Here is a 19,380-nt window from a genome sequence, read left to right as displayed (position 1 = left end):
AAGCGGGCCTTGTCTCATCTCGAAAAACCGATCCTACTTCAGAATCGCGTTGTACCCATCACCCAGCAGCTTCTGCCGCATCACCTCGGCATCCTTCTTATTCGCAAACGGCCCCACCTGCACGTGGATCAGCTTGTCCGTGTCGCTGGGGCGCGTAAACACGCTGTACCCACGCCGCCGCAGCGCCGCCATCAGCGTATCGGCGTCTTCCTTGTGACTCACAGCCGAAATCTGCACGTACACCGTCCCGCCTGCAGCCACGGCGGGAACAGCCGTCGTCTGTGCCGCGGGAGTCGCTGGCGTCAGCACCGGCCGAGTCAGCGTAGCTTTCGGCCCGTCGCCCACCACCTGCCCGTCCGGATCGCTCGCGGCCGGCTTCTTTGCCTTGGCTGGCGCAGCCGAGTCGTCCATCGGAACCGTTACAGAGGTGGCCGTCGTCGCAGGAGCCACCTTCGCCGGAGCGGCTGGAGTGCGTGCGGACGTGTCCGCGCCCTTCTGCCCCTGGTACCCCGGGATTTCCTGGATGGCAGGCGATCCGGCAGAGGGCTTATTTGCCGATGGCGTGCTGCCCGCCGCGGCCGCATCCGCCGTATCCGCACCGGTGTTGGCATCTGCCACGGCAACCGCAGCCGCCGTCGCGGATTTCTTACCCATGCTGTAGCCGAACCCAAAAAATACAGCGCAGATCAGCGCCAGGCCGAAAAACAGGCCCAGCACCGTTCCCGTGCTCAGGGTGAACTCGCGTTCGTCCGCTGCCATATCGTCCCGCAGGTCCTCTCGCGCGCTCGCTCGCGCATCACTTCGCATGTCGGCGCGCGGATCCGGCCGGCGGGGCCGCTGCGGCAGCGTCAAGTCGTCCAGGTCGTCGGTCGAGCGGTTTATCAAGGATTATGGCTCAGCAGCCAGAGAAGGGCCGCGTCAGGTTAGAAGTGCACGTAGAAGCCAACGGTTGGCTGCGAAGAGATCGCAAGCTTCTTGATGTACAGGTAATTCTGGCCGAAGTCGGGAGCCAGGTAGAACACCTGCCGGAAGCCCAGCCGCAAGCCGAACCGGTCGCCCGAAAAAGGCGTGTCGCCCCCCACGGTGTAGTAGTACGCCGCGCGCGCCTGCACCGGCAGGCCGCTGCCGCTGGAACGCGACGGCTTGAACTCCACCGTTCCCGCACCTGCGCCCACAAACGGCTTGAACCCGAACAGTTGGTGGGCAGGGTGGGCGATGTACCCCACCGTGTACTCGTTCGCCGTGTTCTGGGTATAGAACTTCAGCAGATTTTGCGGATCGTTCGCGAACGTGAACGTGTAGTTGTACTTTGCCCAACGGTAGTTGAACTCGCCACCGACCCACGGCGACTTCTGAAACCGGATGGTTCCCATCGCACCCACCGTGCTGGACGGATGTTCCGTCAGGCTATTCGGTGTGACGGCCAGTTTGTTCTGAACGGGCCCGTTGACGGTCGTGTCGAACTCGCCTACAGCCGAAGCCGCAAAATCGAAATGGCTCAGCACACGGTCGAACCGCGTCTGCGGCGCCGCACCCGGGTCGGCCTGTGCCGCCGCGCTTGAAACCACACCACCTGTAAACAGCACCGCGCTAAGCAGCACGGGAAACGATCGAAACGGACGCACTGGGAAGGCCAACAGCAAAAATCCTCGCACCTTGAAGTCTATCTGAGGGACTCCGCCCGGGCATACACGTCAACGCCGCAACCCGGGAAAAGGGAACCACTCTCCATGCATCGAGCCCCGAAGGGTGCCCGGTCGCGACCCCGGCCCCGGCATCACAGGGCTGTTTGCGCAGTTTCCATCTCCTGCAGTTGCTGGCCCATGGGCGCCACCTCCAGCGTCATGCCGTCGCTGCTCTGCACCTTCACGCACTCGCCGGCCGGCAGGTAGGTATTGCCTTCGCTCAGGCGCGCGCGCCACAGCTCCCCGCGCACTAGGACCTCGCCGGTTGGCTCCAGAGGAGTTTGCGCCACGGCCAGCCATCCCAGCATGGCGTCCGCGCCGGTCCGCACCTTGGCCCGCCGCGCCCGAACGCCCAGCAGCACCAGTCCTGCCGTAATCCCGCCAAACCCAAGCCCCGCGCCGATGCTGGTGCTCCAGTCCACTTCCATCTCCGGCACCGGCCCACGCACCAGCAGCCGCAGCCCCAGCGTCAGCGTACCCACCGCCGCTACCCCATAGGCGCTTCCCCGCGCGAACTGGGTTTCCGCCAGCAGCAACCCCACAGAGATCACCAGCAGAATTACGCCCTGCCACCGCAGCGGCATCAACAACAGCGCATACAGGCTCAGCAACACCAGCAGAACGCCCGCCGCACCCGGCACAATCGTTCCCGGCGTATTGATCTCCAGCAGGATCAGCAGCGCCCCCAGCGTTAGCAGCAGCACCGTCAGATCGGGGTTCAGCAGGGCGCGCAACAGGTGCTGCCGCGGCGTCATGGGCAGGTTCACCACCTTGGCCGCGCCCAGCTTCGCGGCCGCTTCCGGGTCGTTGGGACGCATCGCACGCAGCGCAACCTCGTCCCGGCTGGTCACCGCGTCCAGCAGACCCGCGTCCATCGCCTGTTCGGGAGAGATCGGCACCCCCGAGGACAGCAGCGCCACGGCTTCATCGGCATTCCGTCCCTTGCGCGCCAATGCTTCGGCAACAGCCTGCTGCAGGGCTCGGCTCTCCGCCTCGCGCGCGGCCCGCACCGCTGCCGAGGCACGATGCGCAAACTGCAGTCCCACCAGCCGCGTTCCCGGATCCATCACCGCGGCCTGGCCCGCCAGCAGCACCCGCACACCTTCGCCGGCCACCTTCGTCCCGGCCTCATGCACAAACACCAGCACCGGCGCCCGCGACGCCTGGATGCTGCGCACCATCTGCCTCGCGCTGTCCTCCATGCCGCCCGGCGTGCTCAGGTCCACCAGAATCGCGTCTGGTTTGCGCGCGTTGGCCGCGTCCAACTCCTGCTGCAACATACCGGCGCTCACCGGCTGAATCGTGTCGTGCAGCATCACGGTCACCACCGTCGACCGTGGGACATTCGCGGCTGCCGCACCAGCGCCCAGCCCGTCTGCACGCAAGTGTGCGCCGCAAAGCAGCACTGCCAGCAGCAACAGCAGCAGGCCTTCCAGGCGTCGCCGCCTCGACTTGCTCGGTCTCACGGCAATGCCTGTCCGCGCGACTGCAGCGCCTGCCGCATCGCCAGGGCCGCTGCGTTGTTCGGCTCCATGCGTAGCGCGTTCGCGGTGTCCTGCGCGCTCGCCGGCAACTGGTTGGCCTGCATATCCAGCCGCGCCAGCAACAGGTAAGCCGCAACCGTAGGCTTCAGCGAAACGGACTGCTGAGCCTCCGCCCGGGCCTCGGCCGCGTTGGAACTGCGCTCGCGCACCAGCGCCAGACCCAGGTGCGCGTCCGGCGACCGCGGGTCCGCGGCAATCGCCTGCTGGAACTCGCGCTCCGCCTCCAGCAAGAGGCCGTTGTTCAGGTATTCCTGCCCCGACTGCGCCAGCGTGATCGCACGCGCCGCTGGCGGCAGTGACTCGTTCTTGGCCTCACGCATCTGGTCCAGTTGGAACGCGGCCTGCCGCACACCCGCCTCGCTGTAGGTGCGCCGAATGCGTTCCTGCGGGTCATATCCCGGCGGCGGCGGTGTCGTTCCTGCCAGCACCCCATCCAGCAGCTTGGCTTCCTGATCCTGCGGACGCAGCTTCAGCGCCTGGTCTGCCTCCGCCCGCGCCTGCGGCAGATTCCCGCGCCGCCGCAACGACACCGCAATGTTGTAGTGGTAGTCCGGGTCCTGCGGATCGGCGATCGAAGCACGCTGCAGCAGCGCCGTCCCGTCCTTCTTCTGACGAGCCTGCGCCACACCCTGGTCATTCACCACTTCGGGCAGCGGCAGCCGGTTCGCCACAAAGGCAAACGCAGCCTCGGCCTCTGCATATTTGGCGTAGTTGAACCGCGACAGACCGCGGTAGAAGTTCGCCTCCAGCGCCGCCGGATCCGTCGCGGGCACCTTGGCCAGCGTCGCCGCCGCCGCGTCGTAATCGCGCGCCGCGTACTGGGCACGCCCCAGCGCCAGTACCGCCGCGGTGTAGTTCGGCTGCGCTGCCACCGCCGCCTTCAGCCGCTTGATGCGTTCGTCCGGGCTCTGCGCCACGATTCCGCGAATGTAGTTCTCATACGCGTCCAGCCGAATGTTCTGCGATGCCGCCTGGAACGTGCTCACCGCCACTGAAAAATGCGGATCGATCTCGCGCGCACATCGCCACGCAATCGAGTTCTCCAGGTCCAGCAGCCGCTGCAGGCTGTTGCTCTCCTTCAGCGGCTGGCTCATGCGCAACTGGTTCACCTGGATCACCTGCGCCTCGGCCTCCACGTTGCCGTTCACCAGGTTGAACCGGCCCACCACCACGTATTCGGCGTCCAGCGTCTGTGCAATGCGGAGCGTGGTCGCTCGCGACGGCCGGAACCCCACCGGCAGACCCAGGTGGTCCAGCGCGTAATCGCGATCCGCCCGGCTGATCGTCAGGTACCCAGCCGAACTCAGCCGCTGATCGATCGTCTCCGCAAACGACTCGCCCACCCAATCCAGGTTCGCCTGCCCGCTGCGGTTGTCAAACGGCAGCACCAGCAGAACGCGCCCGCCGGCATCGCCTTGCGCCCGCAACGCCGGCACTACGAAGACCAAAAGGACCAGAACGGAACGGAACCACCACACGAGGCGCACCCGCCGATTATAAGGAAATACGGGCAGACGCCGGTCAGGCGCCCCGCCTGGCTGCGCCCTCCGCGCCCAGGGCCGAGCGAAAGTGGAAGTGCCTTGCACCCCCGCGCCAGCTACCATGGACCTCCAGCATGGAACCCCGTCCCATCGATGTTTCCATTACCGTCGCCACCTGCTCCCGCGGCGCCCTGTTGCAGCAGGCCCTTGACCACCTTCTGCCGCAGGCCCAGGCAGCGCCTTTCCGCACCGAATTCGTGATCGTCGACGACCGCTCCACCGACGACACACCGCAGCGGCTTCGCAGCTTCCAGCGTCGCGCCGACTTTCCCGTCACGCTCGTCCCCGGCCATGGCACCGGCATCGCCGCCGCGCGCAACCTGCTGGTCCAGAACAGCCGCGGCACCTGGCTCGCCTGCTGCGACGACGACCAGATCGCCGACCCCGACTGGCTCACCGAGCTCTACGCCGCCGCCCATCGCTCCTCCGCGGACTTCGTCGGCGGTTCCATGTACCTTCGCCTCCCGGCAGGCGTTCCGCTCAGCAACTTCGGCCCGCGCGCCCGACGCCTGCTCGGCGAAGCCGGCCTCCAGCAGCCCGAAGGCCCGTTCCCGCGCGGCACCTTTCCCGCCACCAACAACGTCCTCATGCGCGCCAACGCCGTGCGCCAACTCGGCGGCTTCAACACAAACCTGACTGAGGGCGGGGAAGACCGCGACCTCTTCCAGCGCGCGCTCGCCGCGGGGCACACGCTCTGGTTCACGCCGGCCGCCCGCATGGGCCACATCATCCCCGAGCGCCGTCTCACCCGCCACGCCCTCCGCTGGACCGCCATGCGCATCGCCTCGGGCGACACCCGCATGCTCCATCTGGGCTCGAACCCCGCACCGACCGCGCCCAGACCTGTGACGACCGCAACCGCCCCGGCCGCAGCCAGCCGCCCCGCCGCGCGCGCCATCGCGCGGCTTGCACTTGGCCGCGTGGCCGCGCTCCTGCTCCGCGACCTGCCGCAACTCGCCGTCGCCCGCATCCGCCGACAACCCGCTCGCACACTCGACGTGCTCTGCTCCGTCTGGTACACCGCCGGCGTCCTGCGTTCGCTGCCCGTTCTGCTCCGCCCCGGAACCCGCCAGAGCCGCGCCTTCATCCAGACCATGAACTTCCGCCAGCGCGACAGCGAACGCACCGCCTGATCTCACACCCGCACGGCACGCGCCCCTCAGCAGTGTCATCCTGAGCGCAGCGAAGGATCTGCTCTCTTAGCGCACCCGCAAACCAGTCGTCCGCGCCACCAAAAAGAATCAACGGAAAAGACCCGGCCTAAGCCGGGCCGTTCCTTCTTCCTACAGAAACGACCTAGAACTCCAGCCGCATCGACACCTGCCCCGTCCGATTGCCGCTAAAGTCCGACCCACGCGCCTGCGTAATCTGCCCAAAGCTCGCGTTGGTCAAATCCAGCACCGGGTCGGCCAGGTTGGTGTGATTCAGCACATTGGTAAACGTGCCCTCCGCGCGCAGCTTCACCCGCTCCGTGATGGCAAAGTTCTTGCTCAACCCCGTCGACAGTGACACCGTCCCCGGCCCCTCCAGGTCGCCAACATGCTCCGTGCCAAACCGGCCGATTGGCAGCGACGTCACGCCCACACCGCAGTTCCCGGCCTGGATATCCGCAAAGGTTCCGCCACCCGGGCAGGCAAACGCCGCCGTGTTGAACCACTGGTTGCGGTTGTGCCGGCTGGTGTTCGCATTCGCAATACGATCCGGCCGCGACGGTGCACTGCCGCCCGGGTAGGTGCTGGACCCGGTTCCCGAAGGATCGATCGCACCCGCCGGCAGGTACGCCGTCAGGAACGGCCCACTCTGCATGACGAAGATGTTCGCCAACTGCCATCCACCCACCGCCAGGTCTGCGAAGCGGTTCATCCCGCCACCGAACTTTCTGCCTCGGCCCACCGGAACTTCCGTAATGCCAGTCAGCAGCAGCCGGTGCCGCCGCGTACCGGTCACGTTGCCATAATCCTGCCGCGGGTTCGTGCTGTCCGTCGCGTTATATCCACCCTGCTCGTCCACAAACCCGGCAGAGCTGAAGTTCACATTGCTGCCCTGGTTATCGCTCAGGTTCTTCGCGTAGGTGTACACCGCATCCAGCGAAATGCCGTTCAGCATGCGCCGGTGCAACTCGCCCTGCAGCGAGCGGTAGTCCGAGTCGGCCCCGGTAGCGCGCCGCGTGATCTGGTTGAAGTTCGGGAACGGCACTTCAGGCAGTGTGGGATTCTTGCTGATGTTGTACGCGTCAGCCGCAAGCCGCGTGGTCGAGAACGGCAGTTGGTTGAACTGTGGCTGCCAAATCAGGTGCCACGTGTGCATGCCCACATAGCTCACCCGGGCGCCGAAGCCCTTGCCGAAGTCGTGATCGATCGACAGGTCCGTCTGCAGCGAATAGGGATCGTGCCAGTTGGTGTCGATCGCGGCATAGAAGTACACGCTTTGCGGTGTCGCAACAAACTGGTTCGAGGCGCTCGTGTTGGGGAACACAATCAGTGGAGCTGTTTGTCCCGGCGTCACCGCGCTCCCGGTGCCGGTTCCATACGAGTTCGTAAAAGTCTGGTAGTTGTCCTGCAGCGTCTGCGCGATCGCATAGAACAGCGCGCCCGTCGTGGTGATGTTGTAATACCCCGCTCCGCCACGGATCGACGTGCGGTCGTTCCCGAACGGCCGATACGCAAAGCCGATGCGCGGCTCGAAGCGCAGCTTCGGCGCCTTGCGTAGACCCAGCGGCAGCCCAGCCTCAGAGCTGGACACCAGCGGTGTGCAGCCCACGCCTTGGATCGACGCCGTCGCATATGGCTGGTTCACGCCCGCTCTTGGGCAGGCGTTGAAGCTGGCCAGTTCCTCTGCCGCCAGCGTACCCTCGGCGCCCGTCGGGTAGATGATGCGACCCGTCCGCGGAACACTCGGGTCGAAGTTGCCCGCCAGTCCACCCGCTGCAGCGAGCGGCGGATGGTACTCGTACCGCAGGCCAAAGTTCACATTCAGGTTTGGCGTCGCCTTCCACGAATCCTCGGCATAGAACGCATACGCATTGGCCGAACCGTCGTTGTCGCGGCTGATCGTGTTGCCCTGCGTGTAGTACGGCACACCGATCAGGAAGTCCGCCCACTGATTGCCCGTGGCAGTGTTGTTCGGGTCGAAGTTGAAGTTGCCGTAGTTGATGGAGGACGTCTCGCCGCCCGCTTCCGTGTGGGCCAGCAGGTGGCGGATGTCGAAGCCCACCCGTACCGTGTGCTGTCCCAGTTGCAGCGTCAGGTTATCCACGTACTGGTACAGGTGCGACGCCTCGTCATACCCTAGCCGCGATCCGATCGAATACACCGGATCGTCGCCACCGTTGAACTGCAGATGCGGCAGCCCATTGAAGAACGGCGTCTGCTGGTTTGCCGCCACGTTCAGCCCCGTGCCCTTGGTAAAGCCCTGCCCGTTGAATGGGTTCTGGTTGCCATCCTGCTCCAGCGTGAAGCCAAAGCGAAACTCGTTCGCAACCCGCGGCGAAATCGCATAGTTTAGGCTCGACGCAAAGATGCGATAGTGCGCAAACGCAGTCGAGTTCGGCAACAGGAGATCCGCCGGCTGCACCTGGTCGATGTTCTTGAACGTGTACCGCCCGAAGAAGCTGATCTTGTCGCCCAGCGTCTGGTCGCCACGCACGTCGAACTGGTTCGAGCTGATGTCGTCGCGCCGCGTGCTGATGTAATTGAATCCGTTCTGCGCCACTGCCTGGTTCAGCGACAGATTCGCATCCACGTTCGGGTCCGGGTACAGCGCCAAAAACGCGGCCGAGCTCGCATTGATTGGCACGCGATTGCCAGCGTACACGCCACCCGTAAACGGGTTCTGCAACTGCGTCGTCGGCTCCTCCTGCGACAGGTCACCCTGCTTCATCCGCACCGTCGGAACCGATGCCTGCAGGATGCTCGACTGCGGATATCGCAGGCCCTCATACGTCCCGGAGAAGAACGTCTTGTCGCGTCCGTTGTACAGATGCGGGAGCACCACCGGCCCACTGATGGTCGCGCCGAAATCGTTCGCCACCTTCTTCGGCTTCAGCGGCGTCTGCCCTGGCGGCACATAGCCCTGGTACGGCACCGCATCGAACGCCGAGTTCTGGAAGTACCAGAAGCCCGATCCGTGTACATGGTTCGTTCCGGACTTCGTAACGATCGTGATCTCGCCCGGCTGGCCGTACTCGGCATTGTTGTTCACGCCGTCCACGCGGATCTCCGCAATCGACTCCGCCGACGGAAACGCGTCGCCCTGAATGTTGTTGCTCGTCTGGTTCTGTGCGGAGATGCCATCGATCGTCGTCTCTGTCTGCGACGGCAGGCCACCCTGAATGCTGAACCGCAGCGAAGGCGCCGGATGCGTGCTGGGTGCGGGCGGATAGCTCGCCGAATCCGGCTGCACGCCCGGCAGGGTCTGCACCACGTTCAGCGGACTGGTCGATCCCGCGCCGCGATAGTTCGCCGGCAGGTCCAGCACCGCTTGCGGCGACAGGCTCGCGCTCACCTGCGCGTTCTCCGTGTTGATCACGCCCGCATCGCTTGCGTTCACCGTCACGGTGTCGTTGGTCGTGCTCACGCTGAGCGTCGCGTCATAGCGCAACTGCTGCCGCGCGTCCAGCCGCACGCCCGTCGCTATCTTGCTTGCAAATCCGGCTGAGGTAACGGTGATGTCGTACGTTCCCGCGTCCACATTCAGCGCCGTGAAGTTGCCGTCGCGGTCCGCCAGCACAGTCCGGTCTGTGTTCGTCTCGGTGCGGTGCAGCCGCACAGTGGCGTTGGGAATCGCCGCGCCGCTCGCATCCTTCACGCTTCCGGTAATGCTTCCCAGCACCGACTGCGCCTGCATCGTCACAGCACTTGCGCTCAGCAGCAGCGGCAGAAACGCCACCGTCCCGGGGCGCACACAGGAGAAGAGAAAGCGTTTGCACACAGAGTACATACGGTCAGGCCTCAAAGAACAACAGGGTTAGAGTGAAAGGTCTGCGCCCGCATCTCGTTTGCTATCCCGGTTCCGCACAGGCGCGAATCGGGACTCGGGGTCGCGGTTGACGTTGAACATACGCGTTCTTACAGGCCGAGGAAAGAAATTTTGGTAGCCCGGTCGGTGCAAACTTTCCTCCCCCGCGTTTGTGTGAATCGGCTCAGCCCACGGGCGCACAGGTTTACTTCGCCGGGGAAGGAATCATAATCGGCAGCTTTGCCGGTTCGCTCGTCCGCGCCAGCTTTCGCATGTGATAGTTCCACGCCAGGCTCTGAATCAGTACGGGAACCGTGGATCCAACAATGCGTCCGAACCAGATGCCACGCAAACCAAACCCCATGTGAACGCCGAGCCACCACGCCGTTGGAACGCCCAACACCCAGTTGCCGATCAGGTTCGCAACCAGCGGCGATCGCGTGTCACTCAACCCGGTCAGCGCACCGGCATAACTCACCGCGATCGAGTCCGCCAGCAATCCCACCGCGCAAAAAAGGAACAGGGGCGCCGCGGCCGCTGCCACCGCGGAATCATTCGTGTACATGCCGGCCCACACACGGCTCCAGCCCACATACGGGATCGCTACCAGCAGGGTGAATCCTGCGCTCAGCGCCACCACTGTCGTAATGGACCGCCGAATCTGCCGAAGCTCCATTCGCCCATAGCCCTGGCCCACGCGAATGATCGCCGCATAGCTCAAACCGGTTGGCACCATATACAGAAATGCGGTCAGGTCCAGCACCACCTGGTTGGCCGCCAGCAGGGTCGTTCCCAGCTTCGCGGCCAGCACACCCAGCGCCGTCGCCTGCAACAGGTCCAGCGAAAAATCAATGCCGCTCGGCAAACCGATCTTCAGCATCGGCCGCAACCGCGACCAATCCGGCCGCAACATCGACCACTCGAAGCGCAAGCCTTCGTGCCGCAACGCGTGCGCAACCCCCACCACCAGCAGCAGCAGCATCCACACGCGGACCACGCAGGTGCCCCAGCCGGAACCAGCCACTCCCATCGGCCGTAGACCCAGGTGGCCGAACAAAAAGGCCCAATCGCCGGCCCAGTTCACCACGCCAGCCGTGATCAGGCTCACACTTACCAGCAACACCCGGCTAATGCCCTGCAGGTACCGGCGCAGCGCCATGTAAGCCAGCAATGGACCTGTCGACCAGATCAGCGCGTTCAGATATGTCCGCGCCTCCGCCACAACCTCAGGAGGTGTTCCGAAGTGCGGCAGCAGCAGCAGGGAAGCCATCGTCGCTCCCATCACCACCGGCGTGCCAATCAGCACAATCCAGAACGACTGCCCCAGCAGCCGCACACCTTCTCCGCGATCTCCCCGGCCCACAGCCTGCGGCACCATCGCTTCCATGCCGTTCAACAGGTAGATCACGAAGAAGACGATCGCGTAGTAGATCGTGTTTCCCAGCGAGCTCGCCGCAATCGCCAGCGCCGAGTGCGGCAGCCTGCCAATCATCAGGGCGTCGACGATATAGGTCGACATCCAGCCCAGCTCTCCAAGTGCGAGCGGCCCGCCGATCTTCAGCGTTGGCCGAATCTCTCCGCCCAAACGCGAAAGAAAGCCTCCGGTGCCCCAGGGCTTTCTCGATGTGTCCTGCGAGCCGGACACGCTACTTCGAGGTTCCACGAATTGCGACATGATTCAGGAGGTAGGATGCCGGCTTCATATAAGTGCCGTGAAACATACCTGTGCGTCGTCAACAAAAGCAAGCAGTCCAATGGTTCCGTCAAAGTGGACAATCAATGCCCCACTCACCCGGCGCTCGATCCATGGCTTGCCTAACAGATCAGGGCGCGATCCCTACTTCTTTCGGAACCACTTCACGTTGATCGCCGACGCCATCGCCGTGTAACCCAGATCGCTCGGGTGCAGGTGATCGCCATGGTCATTCTTGGGCAGGAACTGCGTTGGGTGCTGCGGGTCCTGCGTCGCCTTGTCGAAGTCGATCACGCCGTCGAAAGCGGTGTTCGCCCGCACAAACGCATTCACCTGCTGCCGGATCGCTTCGCCCTCGGGCGTGTAGTACTTCGCCCCTTCGTACGGCGTCAGTGTCCCACCGAAAATCTTCAGCCCCTTGGCATGGGCGCGCTGGGCCAGCGCTGTCAGGGCATCGATCACCTGCTGCGCCGTCACGCCGCCGTGCCCAATATCGTTGATCCCTTCCAGCACAATCACGTGGGTCACCCCGGCCTGGCTCAGCACGTCGCGGTCAAACCGGTCGCTCGCCTTTGGCCCGGCGCCGTCCTGCAACAGCCGGTTGCCGCTGATGCCCGCGTTCAGCACGGCCACATTGACCTCGTGCTTGGTCGCGCTCAGCAATCCGCTGAACTGGTCCGGGTAACGGCGGTCCGTTTCCGGTGTCGACCCCATCCCGTCCGTGATCGAATCGCCAAAGCAGACCACCGCCTTCGACTTCTTCCCGGCGTCTACCTCCACGTCCTTCAGAAACAGATACGAGCTCACGATGGTCGGCGATCCCGCCGCATCACCCTGGGTCGTGGCAGCGGAGGGCCCAACCTGTTTCACAATCGGCGTTGCCTTTCGATCCGCCTGCTGAACGGGCGCCGTCACATCCGGCGCCGTCAGCCCCGGCGGAGGCGTGCTCGGCGGCGCAAACTGCTCGTCGCTCACCCGTTCGCCCGGCACGATGTAGGTCGCCGTCAGGCCGAGGCTGTGCTGCGTCACCACAGGAATGGCCTGCGCCGGCAGCACCATCGTGATGACCATCTCGCCGTACGCTGGCGTCACCTGCGTCACGGCGTCGCTCGCCGCAAAACCGCCCGCCGGAATCGTCACACCAGCCTGCCCGTGGAACAGCAGCGGCTTATCCGTATTGACCAGGATCTTCGATCCCGCCGCCAGGAACGCCACGTGCGCCGACGAAATCTCGAGCGGTGCCGTCCCGAACTCATTCGTAAACGTCACCCGTGCCATCTTCCCGCCCTGGCTCAGGTGAACCACCTGCCGCACCGTGACCGTCTCCTGCCCCAGGTGCAGCTTCGCCCGCTCTGTCTCACCCATTGGCATGTTTGCCGTCGTCCAGGTTCCCAACCAGCCGTATTTCTGGGCACACATCGATACCGAAGACAAAGCAAGTAACACACAAGCAAGGCGGCGCATACCGCCGAGTGTATCGCTCGACGCCCGGAAGCGCCGGCATGGAACCGGAGGCCTGCGGCCTGCGTATATCACTTCCATGGCTACCCTGCCCATCTCGCTTCCACCGTTCGCCCCCGTGCCGACGCTCTGGCCCGCGACCCCGGCGGTGCCATCGCAGCCCTCCAGGCGTCCCGCTCGGCCAGCTCCGGCTCCGTCCGGCGGCCCACCGGTTCCGCACCGCGTTACACTCGAAAAATCCCAAGCCGAGTCCGTCGTGAGCTTTGTGCAAGACCCCACCTCCGGTGAGCCCGACCGTGTCGCGTCCCACCCTGCGAAATCCGCTGCCTCACTGGACCCTGCTCGCGCCGCGGAGCAGGAACAGCTTCGGGAACTCGCCCTGGCCTGCATCTCAGGCGATGCCGGTGCCTGGCAGCAATTGGTGCGCCTGCAGCACCGCCGCATCTACGGCATCTGCTATCGCTTCACCGGCTCCCAGACCGACGCCGAAGACCTGACCCAGGACGTCTTCATCAAGCTCTATCGCTCGCTGTCGAGCTTTGACCCGTCCAAGGGCGCCTTCCAGACCTGGATCGTCACGCTCACCCGCAACCTGCTGGTCGACCACTTCCGCCGCACCCGCCAGGACCGCGCCACCGACTCGCTCGACGTCAGCCTGGGCGACGAGGGCGACGGCCCCACCCGCGCCGACCAGCTCGCCGACAACCGCGTCGACCAGTTCGAAACCGTTGCCCGCCGCCAGATGCGTGCACGCATCCAGGTCGCGCTCAAGCAGATCTCGCCCGAACTTCGCGAGGCGGTCATCCTCCGCGATCTGGAAGATCTGGATTACAAAGAGATCGCCCAGGTTCTGCGCGTTCCGGAGGGTACAGTGAAAAGCCGTATCAGCCGCGGCCGTGCCGAGCTCGCCCGTATTCTGCAGCGCGAAGGCGTCACCCGCTCCGCTGCCACTGGAGGTGCCGCCCAATGAACGACGACATGCTCCATCCCGCGACCGCCCGCGTTCCCAGCAGCAGGCTCACCTGCGCGCAGTGCGAGCGCATGATCCAGGACGCCATCGACGGCGCCCTCCTGCCCGACGATCAGACCCAGTTCGATCTCCACCTGGCCGGCTGCCCCGGTTGCTCCCGCGTCTACGCGGACGCACTCGAAGGCCTCAGCTTTCTTGAGGACCTCAAGTCCGACCCGCCCGAGCCGTCCTCGCTTCTGCTCACCCGCATCCTGGCGCAAACCTCCGGCAATCCAGAGGTCGCCCTTCCCATTCGCCGCGGCGAAACCATCCTCGTCGGGCTTCCGCGCAACGACTACCCCGCCGGCCACCTGGCAACCGTGCTCCCGTTCCGGCAGCCGGAACGCCGTAAGTGGCACCAGCGCATCGTGCACGCAGCCATGCAGCCGCGCTTTGCCATGACAGCCGCCATGGCGTTCTTCTCCATCGCGCTCACCATGAACCTGCTCGGCATCTCGCCGCGCGACTTCCGCTTCAGCAGCCTTTCGCCAACCAGCATCAATCACAGCTTCTGGGCCGGCAAGGCGCGCGTAGTCCGCTACTACGACAATCTCCGCATCGTCTACGAGCTCGAATCCCGCGTCAACGAGATGCGGCAGGCCGATGACGATCGCAACGCCGGCAAGCCCGCTCCAGCCCCGGCGAAGCAGGATCCGCAGCCCGATCCAGGTGCCGGCAACAAGTCGCACTCTCGCCTCCACGCGCCCCGTCCTCAACCAGAGCCCCGTGAACCGCTTCGGCCCTCGGCCATGCTCCTTCCTGTTCAGTCCCTGCTTCCAGCGGCGTCCGCAGCCGGCAATCGCGGAGAAGGAGCTCGCGTATGAACGGCAATTACGATTCCAACTTCAACGAAGCCGGCACCCCGGGCGCCTACACCGGTAACTCCGGCGATAGCACCTCCTCCAGCGCGCCCGGCTACTCCGCCGGCCAGCCTGCTGGCTCGTATCACCAGGAAGGCAACTACACCGCACCGGGCAGCGGCTACACATCCGCCAACCAAGGCGCCGATCCCTACGCCGCTCCCGGCTACGTACCGCCGCCGCCTCCGGGATACGCCCCTCCGCCGCCCGGCTACGGTGCGCCCGGCCCGATCCCTGTGCCGCCGCCACCCGGCAGTCCTAACCCCGGTCTGGCCGCCCTGCTGGGCTTCATCCCCGGCGTTGGCGCCATGTACAACGGCCAGTTCGCCAAGGGTGTTGCGCACATCATCATCTTCGCCGTGCTGACCAAGATCGCCGAACACCTGGACATCTTCGGTCTGTTCGTCGCGGGCTGGATCTTCTACATGGTCTTCGACGCGTACCAAACCGCCCGCGCCCGCCGCGACGGCCTGGTCGCGCCCGATCCCTTCGGCCTCAACAACATCGGCGAGCGGTTCGGCGTGCCGTCCAACCCAAACTGGGGCGACTTCATGGCTCGCCCCGCCCCCGGCAGCGCCTCTGCGGCTGACCCGGCACGCACCTCGAATCCCTACGCCGGCCCCGTGGTCGACCCTGCAGCGCCCGCCGCTGCACCCGTCACCGACGGCCCCGCGTACACCGCAGCACCCTACGCCGCGGCTCCCGGTGCGTATGTCCCGCCTGCGACCTTCCCGGGTGTCACCATGCCGCCACCATGGCACCCCGATTACCCCGAGGCGGTTCGCCGTCAGGCCACTGCGGATGCGACCGGCGCGCCCGTTGGCTATCAGGCCACGTACGCTCCGTACGATCCTGCGGCCATTCCGCCCATGCCTCCGGCTGCCGCGGCTTCCGGCATTCCGGTTGGTGCCATCTGGCTCATCGGCCTGGGCATCGTCGCTCTGGCCGGCTCGCTGGCTCACAACTTCTACTGGCGCGGCTACATCTTCGGCGCGGCAAGCTGCTTCGTCTTCGGCACGATTCTTCTTGTCACGCAGACCTCGGTCACGCGCAAGCTGTACCAGCCGGGCACCGCGGCATATCAGTGGAGCCTGCTTCACCAGGCCCGTTTCGGTCTCACCGTGCTTGTGGTCGGCGTCCTGCAAACCATTGCAGGAGCGGGCGTGACCTCCTGGAACTATCTCTGGCCGTACCTGCTGATTCTCTTCGGCCTGCTCCAGATTGCCGACCGGGCTCTCTACAACCGCATGCTGCTTGAGCCGCCCGCGTTCCGTGACGGCTATGGCCCTGTGCCTGCAGCCGCCGCTCCTTCGGCCTCCTATAGCACCAGGTCCGAGTCCACCTCGTCCGCCAGCAACGAAGAGGAGGTTCGCTAGCCATGTCGACCCCTCCCAACACTCCACCGCCCTCGAACCCCGGCGGTCCCACCGGTCCCTTCCCGCCCGGCGACCCGCGTAACCAGCCCTACACCCAGCCCTTCTCGACGGATCCCCGCGTCCGCCGCGAGCAGGAGCGTGCCTGGGCGCAGGCACAGAAAGACCAGGCCCGCGCCCAGCGCGAACAGGCCAAGGCGTGGACGCAGTACCAGCGCGAAGCGTCCCGCCAGCAGGTCCGCGCCGCCAAGCAGCAGGCCCGCTTGGCTACTGAGGCACAGCGCGCCCAGCTTCGCGCCTACCGCCGCAGCAACCGTGCCCAGTCGATCATCGGGCCGCTGCTGCTCATCGGCATCGCTGTCGTCGCACTCATGGTCTACAGCGGGCACATCGCCTTGTCTCTCCTGCTGAGCTGGTTTGCGCGCTGGTGGCCTCTGGTCCTCATCGCTGCCGGCGTTCTCCGGCTGGTGGAGTGGGGCATCGCCCGCGCGACGACCAGGAATCGCGGGGTTCCCATGCGCTTCGCCGTCGGTGGCAGCACGGTATGGCTGCTGATCCTGATCTCGCTCTTCGGCCTCGCTGCCCAGGGCGGCTTGCACCGCGTCGGCGACAACTGGACCCTGGGCTTCACGGGCGAAACCCTGAACCAGATCTTCGGCTCCAAGCATGAAGAAGACGCCGCGGCCGTCACCCACAGCATCGCCGCCAACGGCACGCTTGAGATCCACAACGACCACGGCGACGTCACCGTCGACGGCACCAGCGATGACGGCCTGATTCACCTGTCTGAGCACAAGGAAGTTTTCGCCAACACCGACGACCGGGCGGCCAGCATGCTGTCCGATCTCACGCCCCAGTTCACCGGCACTGACTCGGAGCTGGTCCTTCGCATCGCCAGTTCCGACCACAGCTCCGCCGCACTCAGCCTGACTGTGCCGCGCGGCGTCCACATCGTTCTCAACTCCAACCACGGCGACGCCGCCGTACACAGCTTCCACGCTCCGGTCGCCATCAACGCCAACCGCGGCGATGTCGACGTGGCGGCAATCACAGGCGACGTGCAGGTCCGCTGCAACGCTCGCCATGGCTCCGTGCAGATCCATAGCGTTCAGGGCGCCATTCAACTCTCCGGCAGCGGCGACGAGGTCAACCTCAACGACATCAACGGCACCGTCAACGTCAATGGGCAGTTCTTCGGGAGCGGTCACCTGCAGCACGTCTCCGGCCCCGTCACCTACAACGCCGGCCGCATCAACTTCGCCGCGCAACGCGTCGACGGCGAGGTCTCCTTCGACTCCGACGATGAGTTCACCGCCCGCGGAGCCAGCGGCCCTCTCGCCGTTCACACTCGCAGCCGCAACATCACGTTGGATCGAGTCACCGGCGACCTGCAGGTGACCAACAGCAGCGGCAGCGTCGACATCACGGCCGTTGCCCCGGTCGGTGCCATCAACGTGGACAATCGCGATGGCGACGTCACCCTGTCGCTACCCGCTTCCGCCCACTTCACCCTTGCCGCCGAGACCAGCGACGGCACCGTGGAGAACAACTTCCCCAACAGCGGGACGACGACAAACACCTCTGCGAACTCTTCGCGCCGTGGCACTCTTTCCGCCGCGGTCGGCTCGGGTGGACCGGCAATTCACCTCATGACGACGCACGGCAACATCGCGCTGGAGCGCAACGGCCAGGTTCCGATGGCGCCCATGGCGCCGGTCTCGCCAGTGCCGCCGGTTCCGCCCATGTCTGCCCTCGCAAATCTGCCGCCCGACGCTCGCCAGAGCCTGAAGGACGCGCAGAAGGAGATCGCCGACGCGCAAAAGGAAGCTAGCCGCGCAAAGGACGAAGCCCTGAAGGAAGCCGCACAGGCTCGTGCTGACGCTCTGAAGGAAGCCGCGCAGGCCCGCGCGGAGGGCCAGCGTCAGGCCGAACAGGCTCGCGCCGAAGCCGACCGCACACGCCAGGAGGCCCTTCGCGACGCAGCACAGGCCCGCAAGGAGGCCGAGCAGGAGCGCCAGCAGGCACAGCGTGAGGCCGAACGCGCCAGGGAGGAGGCGCAGCGGGAAGGAGCGAGGGCGCGGCAGGAGGCCGAACGAGCACGTCGGCAGTCCACACCCGCTCCGCAGACACCACCGCAATAACGGTCAAACTCAACCCCAAATGCAAAAGCCGCTCCCGATGGGAGCGGCTTTCGTGGTCTGGGGGAGGAACAGAGATCAATCCCTACATACGGATGGCAATCAAGCGACGCGGCGTTGTCCAGTCACGGAGTTCATTGTCGGCAGGTTCAGCGCGCTTAGACGGCGGTGCAGCGAGCGAGTCATCCCGCTCAGTACTGCATCCTGCTCTTCGACCGAGCCCGTTGCGGTAGGAGGCACCTCTGCCACCTTGGGCCGGCTTTGCAGTTGATTGAAGTTTTGCAGTCTGTCTAACAGGTTGGTCCGGTTTGAACTGCCACAGGCGTTCCGGAACGGAAGGAGTCGATTGGACGGGGAAAGCGGCTTCCAGGTCATGGGATGCCCTCTCTTGTTACCAAGAAAGATGCTCACCGGAGTACCAAAGTTGTACGCCAGTCAACAAACTGTTCATCACACAAGCAACCCGGGCGAACCTCGGGCACTCCAGCGATCCGTCTTGTCGCTACTCCACAGCTTCTCCCAGCGCCTTCCGCAGCCTGGCCCAGGTATCGGCCAACACCTCCGGAAGCACACGCGTTTCGCCGACCACCGTCATGAAGTTCGTATCCCCAACCCACCGCGGCAACATATGTAGGTGCAGGTGATCCGCCACGCCCGCTCCGGCCGCCTCTCCCAGGTTCATCCCCAGGTTGATTCCATCCGGCCGGTAGACCGACCGCAGAGCGGTCTCCATCCGCCGCGCCAGGCTCATCATTTCGGCTGCTGCTTCCGCCGGCAACGCAGCCAGTGACGCCACCCGCTCGTACGGCACCACCATCAGGTGTCCGCTGGTGTAGGGAAATGCATTCAGGCAGACAAAGTTCCACTCGGCCTGCAGCAGCACATTTCCGGCGCGCTCGGCCGCGACCCGACTCATCCTGCCGCTCCGTTCTGCCCACTGCACGGCCCCGATCAGGTTCAGAAACACCGACCCGTGGTCATCCGGAAAATCCGTCAGCTCCGCCGGTACGCCCTTCCGCGCCGAGGTGCCCTGTCCCGTTGTGTAGGCGTACCGCCAGGGAGTCCAAAGTTGATCCATGTGCCTTCAGTATGCGGCAGCCCGGCGCCTGGCGCAGCCGTC

Annotated in this window: 13 protein-coding genes; 5 read left to right on the top strand and 8 right to left on the bottom strand. The window is 65.3% G+C overall.

From position 1 onward, the window contains the following. Positions 1-33: 33 nt before the first annotated feature. The 4 genes from OHL12_RS08850 to OHL12_RS08835 form a co-directional block, all read right to left on the bottom strand. Positions 34-885 (bottom strand): SPOR domain-containing protein, encoded by an 852-nt coding sequence (locus OHL12_RS08850; protein ID WP_263413463.1) that lies wholly within the window; start codon positions 883-885, stop codon positions 34-36. Positions 886-923: 38 nt separating this feature from the next. Next, complete coding sequence (locus OHL12_RS08845) at positions 924-1,637, bottom strand: hypothetical protein (RefSeq protein WP_263413462.1); 714 nt, start codon at positions 1,635-1,637, stop codon at positions 924-926. 140 nt (positions 1,638-1,777) lie between these two features. Then, positions 1,778-3,151: an NfeD family protein gene (locus OHL12_RS08840; protein WP_263413461.1), complete on the bottom strand. Its 1,374-nt coding sequence runs from the start codon at positions 3,149-3,151 to the stop codon at positions 1,778-1,780. Beyond that, positions 3,148-4,716 (bottom strand): tetratricopeptide repeat protein, encoded by a 1,569-nt coding sequence (locus OHL12_RS08835; protein WP_263413460.1) that lies wholly within the window; start codon positions 4,714-4,716, stop codon positions 3,148-3,150. Before OHL12_RS08835 ends, OHL12_RS08840 begins: the two co-directional genes overlap by 4 nt. Before the next feature lie 128 nt (positions 4,717-4,844). On the opposite strand from OHL12_RS08835, the gene OHL12_RS08830 reads away from it, so the two are divergent. After that, on the top strand, positions 4,845-5,903 hold the full coding sequence (locus OHL12_RS08830; protein ID WP_263413459.1) for a glycosyltransferase family 2 protein: 1,059 nt from the start codon (positions 4,845-4,847) through the stop codon (positions 5,901-5,903). Between the two features lie 163 nt (positions 5,904-6,066). On the opposite strand, the gene OHL12_RS08825 is transcribed toward OHL12_RS08830, so the two are convergent. From OHL12_RS08825 to OHL12_RS08815, 3 genes are all read right to left on the bottom strand, one after another. Then, complete coding sequence (locus tag OHL12_RS08825; protein WP_263413458.1) at positions 6,067-9,708, bottom strand: TonB-dependent receptor; 3,642 nt, start codon at positions 9,706-9,708, stop codon at positions 6,067-6,069. A gap of 223 nt (positions 9,709-9,931) precedes the next feature. Then, positions 9,932-11,371, bottom strand: a complete 1,440-nt coding sequence (locus OHL12_RS08820) for an MATE family efflux transporter (protein WP_263413457.1) — start codon at positions 11,369-11,371, stop codon at positions 9,932-9,934. Positions 11,372-11,563: 192 nt separating this feature from the next. Then, a complete protein-coding gene (locus OHL12_RS08815) occupies positions 11,564-12,838 on the bottom strand; it encodes an SGNH/GDSL hydrolase family protein (RefSeq protein WP_263413456.1) in 1,275 nt (424 codons plus the stop codon). Between the two features lie 121 nt (positions 12,839-12,959). Here OHL12_RS08815 and OHL12_RS08810 point away from each other — a divergent pair, with 121 nt between their 5' ends. The 4 genes from OHL12_RS08810 to OHL12_RS08795 are packed head-to-tail and all read left to right on the top strand — an operon-like array spanning position 12,960 to position 18,263. Then, positions 12,960-13,850: an RNA polymerase sigma factor gene (locus tag OHL12_RS08810; RefSeq protein WP_263413455.1), complete on the top strand. Its 891-nt coding sequence runs from the start codon at positions 12,960-12,962 to the stop codon at positions 13,848-13,850. After that, positions 13,847-14,713: an anti-sigma factor gene (locus tag OHL12_RS08805; protein WP_263413454.1), complete on the top strand. Its 867-nt coding sequence runs from the start codon at positions 13,847-13,849 to the stop codon at positions 14,711-14,713. The genes OHL12_RS08810 and OHL12_RS08805 overlap by 4 nt, the downstream gene beginning before the upstream one ends. Beyond that, positions 14,710-16,125, top strand: coding sequence for a hypothetical protein (locus tag OHL12_RS08800; RefSeq protein WP_263413453.1), 1,416 nt, complete (start codon positions 14,710-14,712; stop codon positions 16,123-16,125). Before OHL12_RS08805 ends, OHL12_RS08800 begins: the two co-directional genes overlap by 4 nt. A gap of 2 nt (positions 16,126-16,127) precedes the next feature. Further along, positions 16,128-18,263, top strand: coding sequence for a DUF4097 family beta strand repeat-containing protein (locus tag OHL12_RS08795; protein WP_263413452.1), 2,136 nt, complete (start codon positions 16,128-16,130; stop codon positions 18,261-18,263). A 499-nt stretch (positions 18,264-18,762) separates the two neighbouring features. Here the strand turns inward: OHL12_RS08795 and OHL12_RS08790 are convergent, their stop codons facing one another. Further along, positions 18,763-19,338 carry an HIT family protein gene (locus OHL12_RS08790; RefSeq protein ID WP_263413451.1) on the bottom strand — a complete coding sequence of 192 codons (576 nt, stop codon included), beginning with the start codon at positions 19,336-19,338 and terminating at the stop codon, positions 18,763-18,765. Positions 19,339-19,380 lie beyond the last annotated feature (42 nt).

This window comes from Terriglobus aquaticus (assembly GCF_025685415.1).
Taxonomy (GTDB): Bacteria; Acidobacteriota; Terriglobia; order Terriglobales; family Acidobacteriaceae; genus Terriglobus; species Terriglobus aquaticus.
The sequence above is the reverse complement of the archived record's forward strand: the minus strand, read 5'-3'. Positions and strand labels throughout refer to the sequence as shown.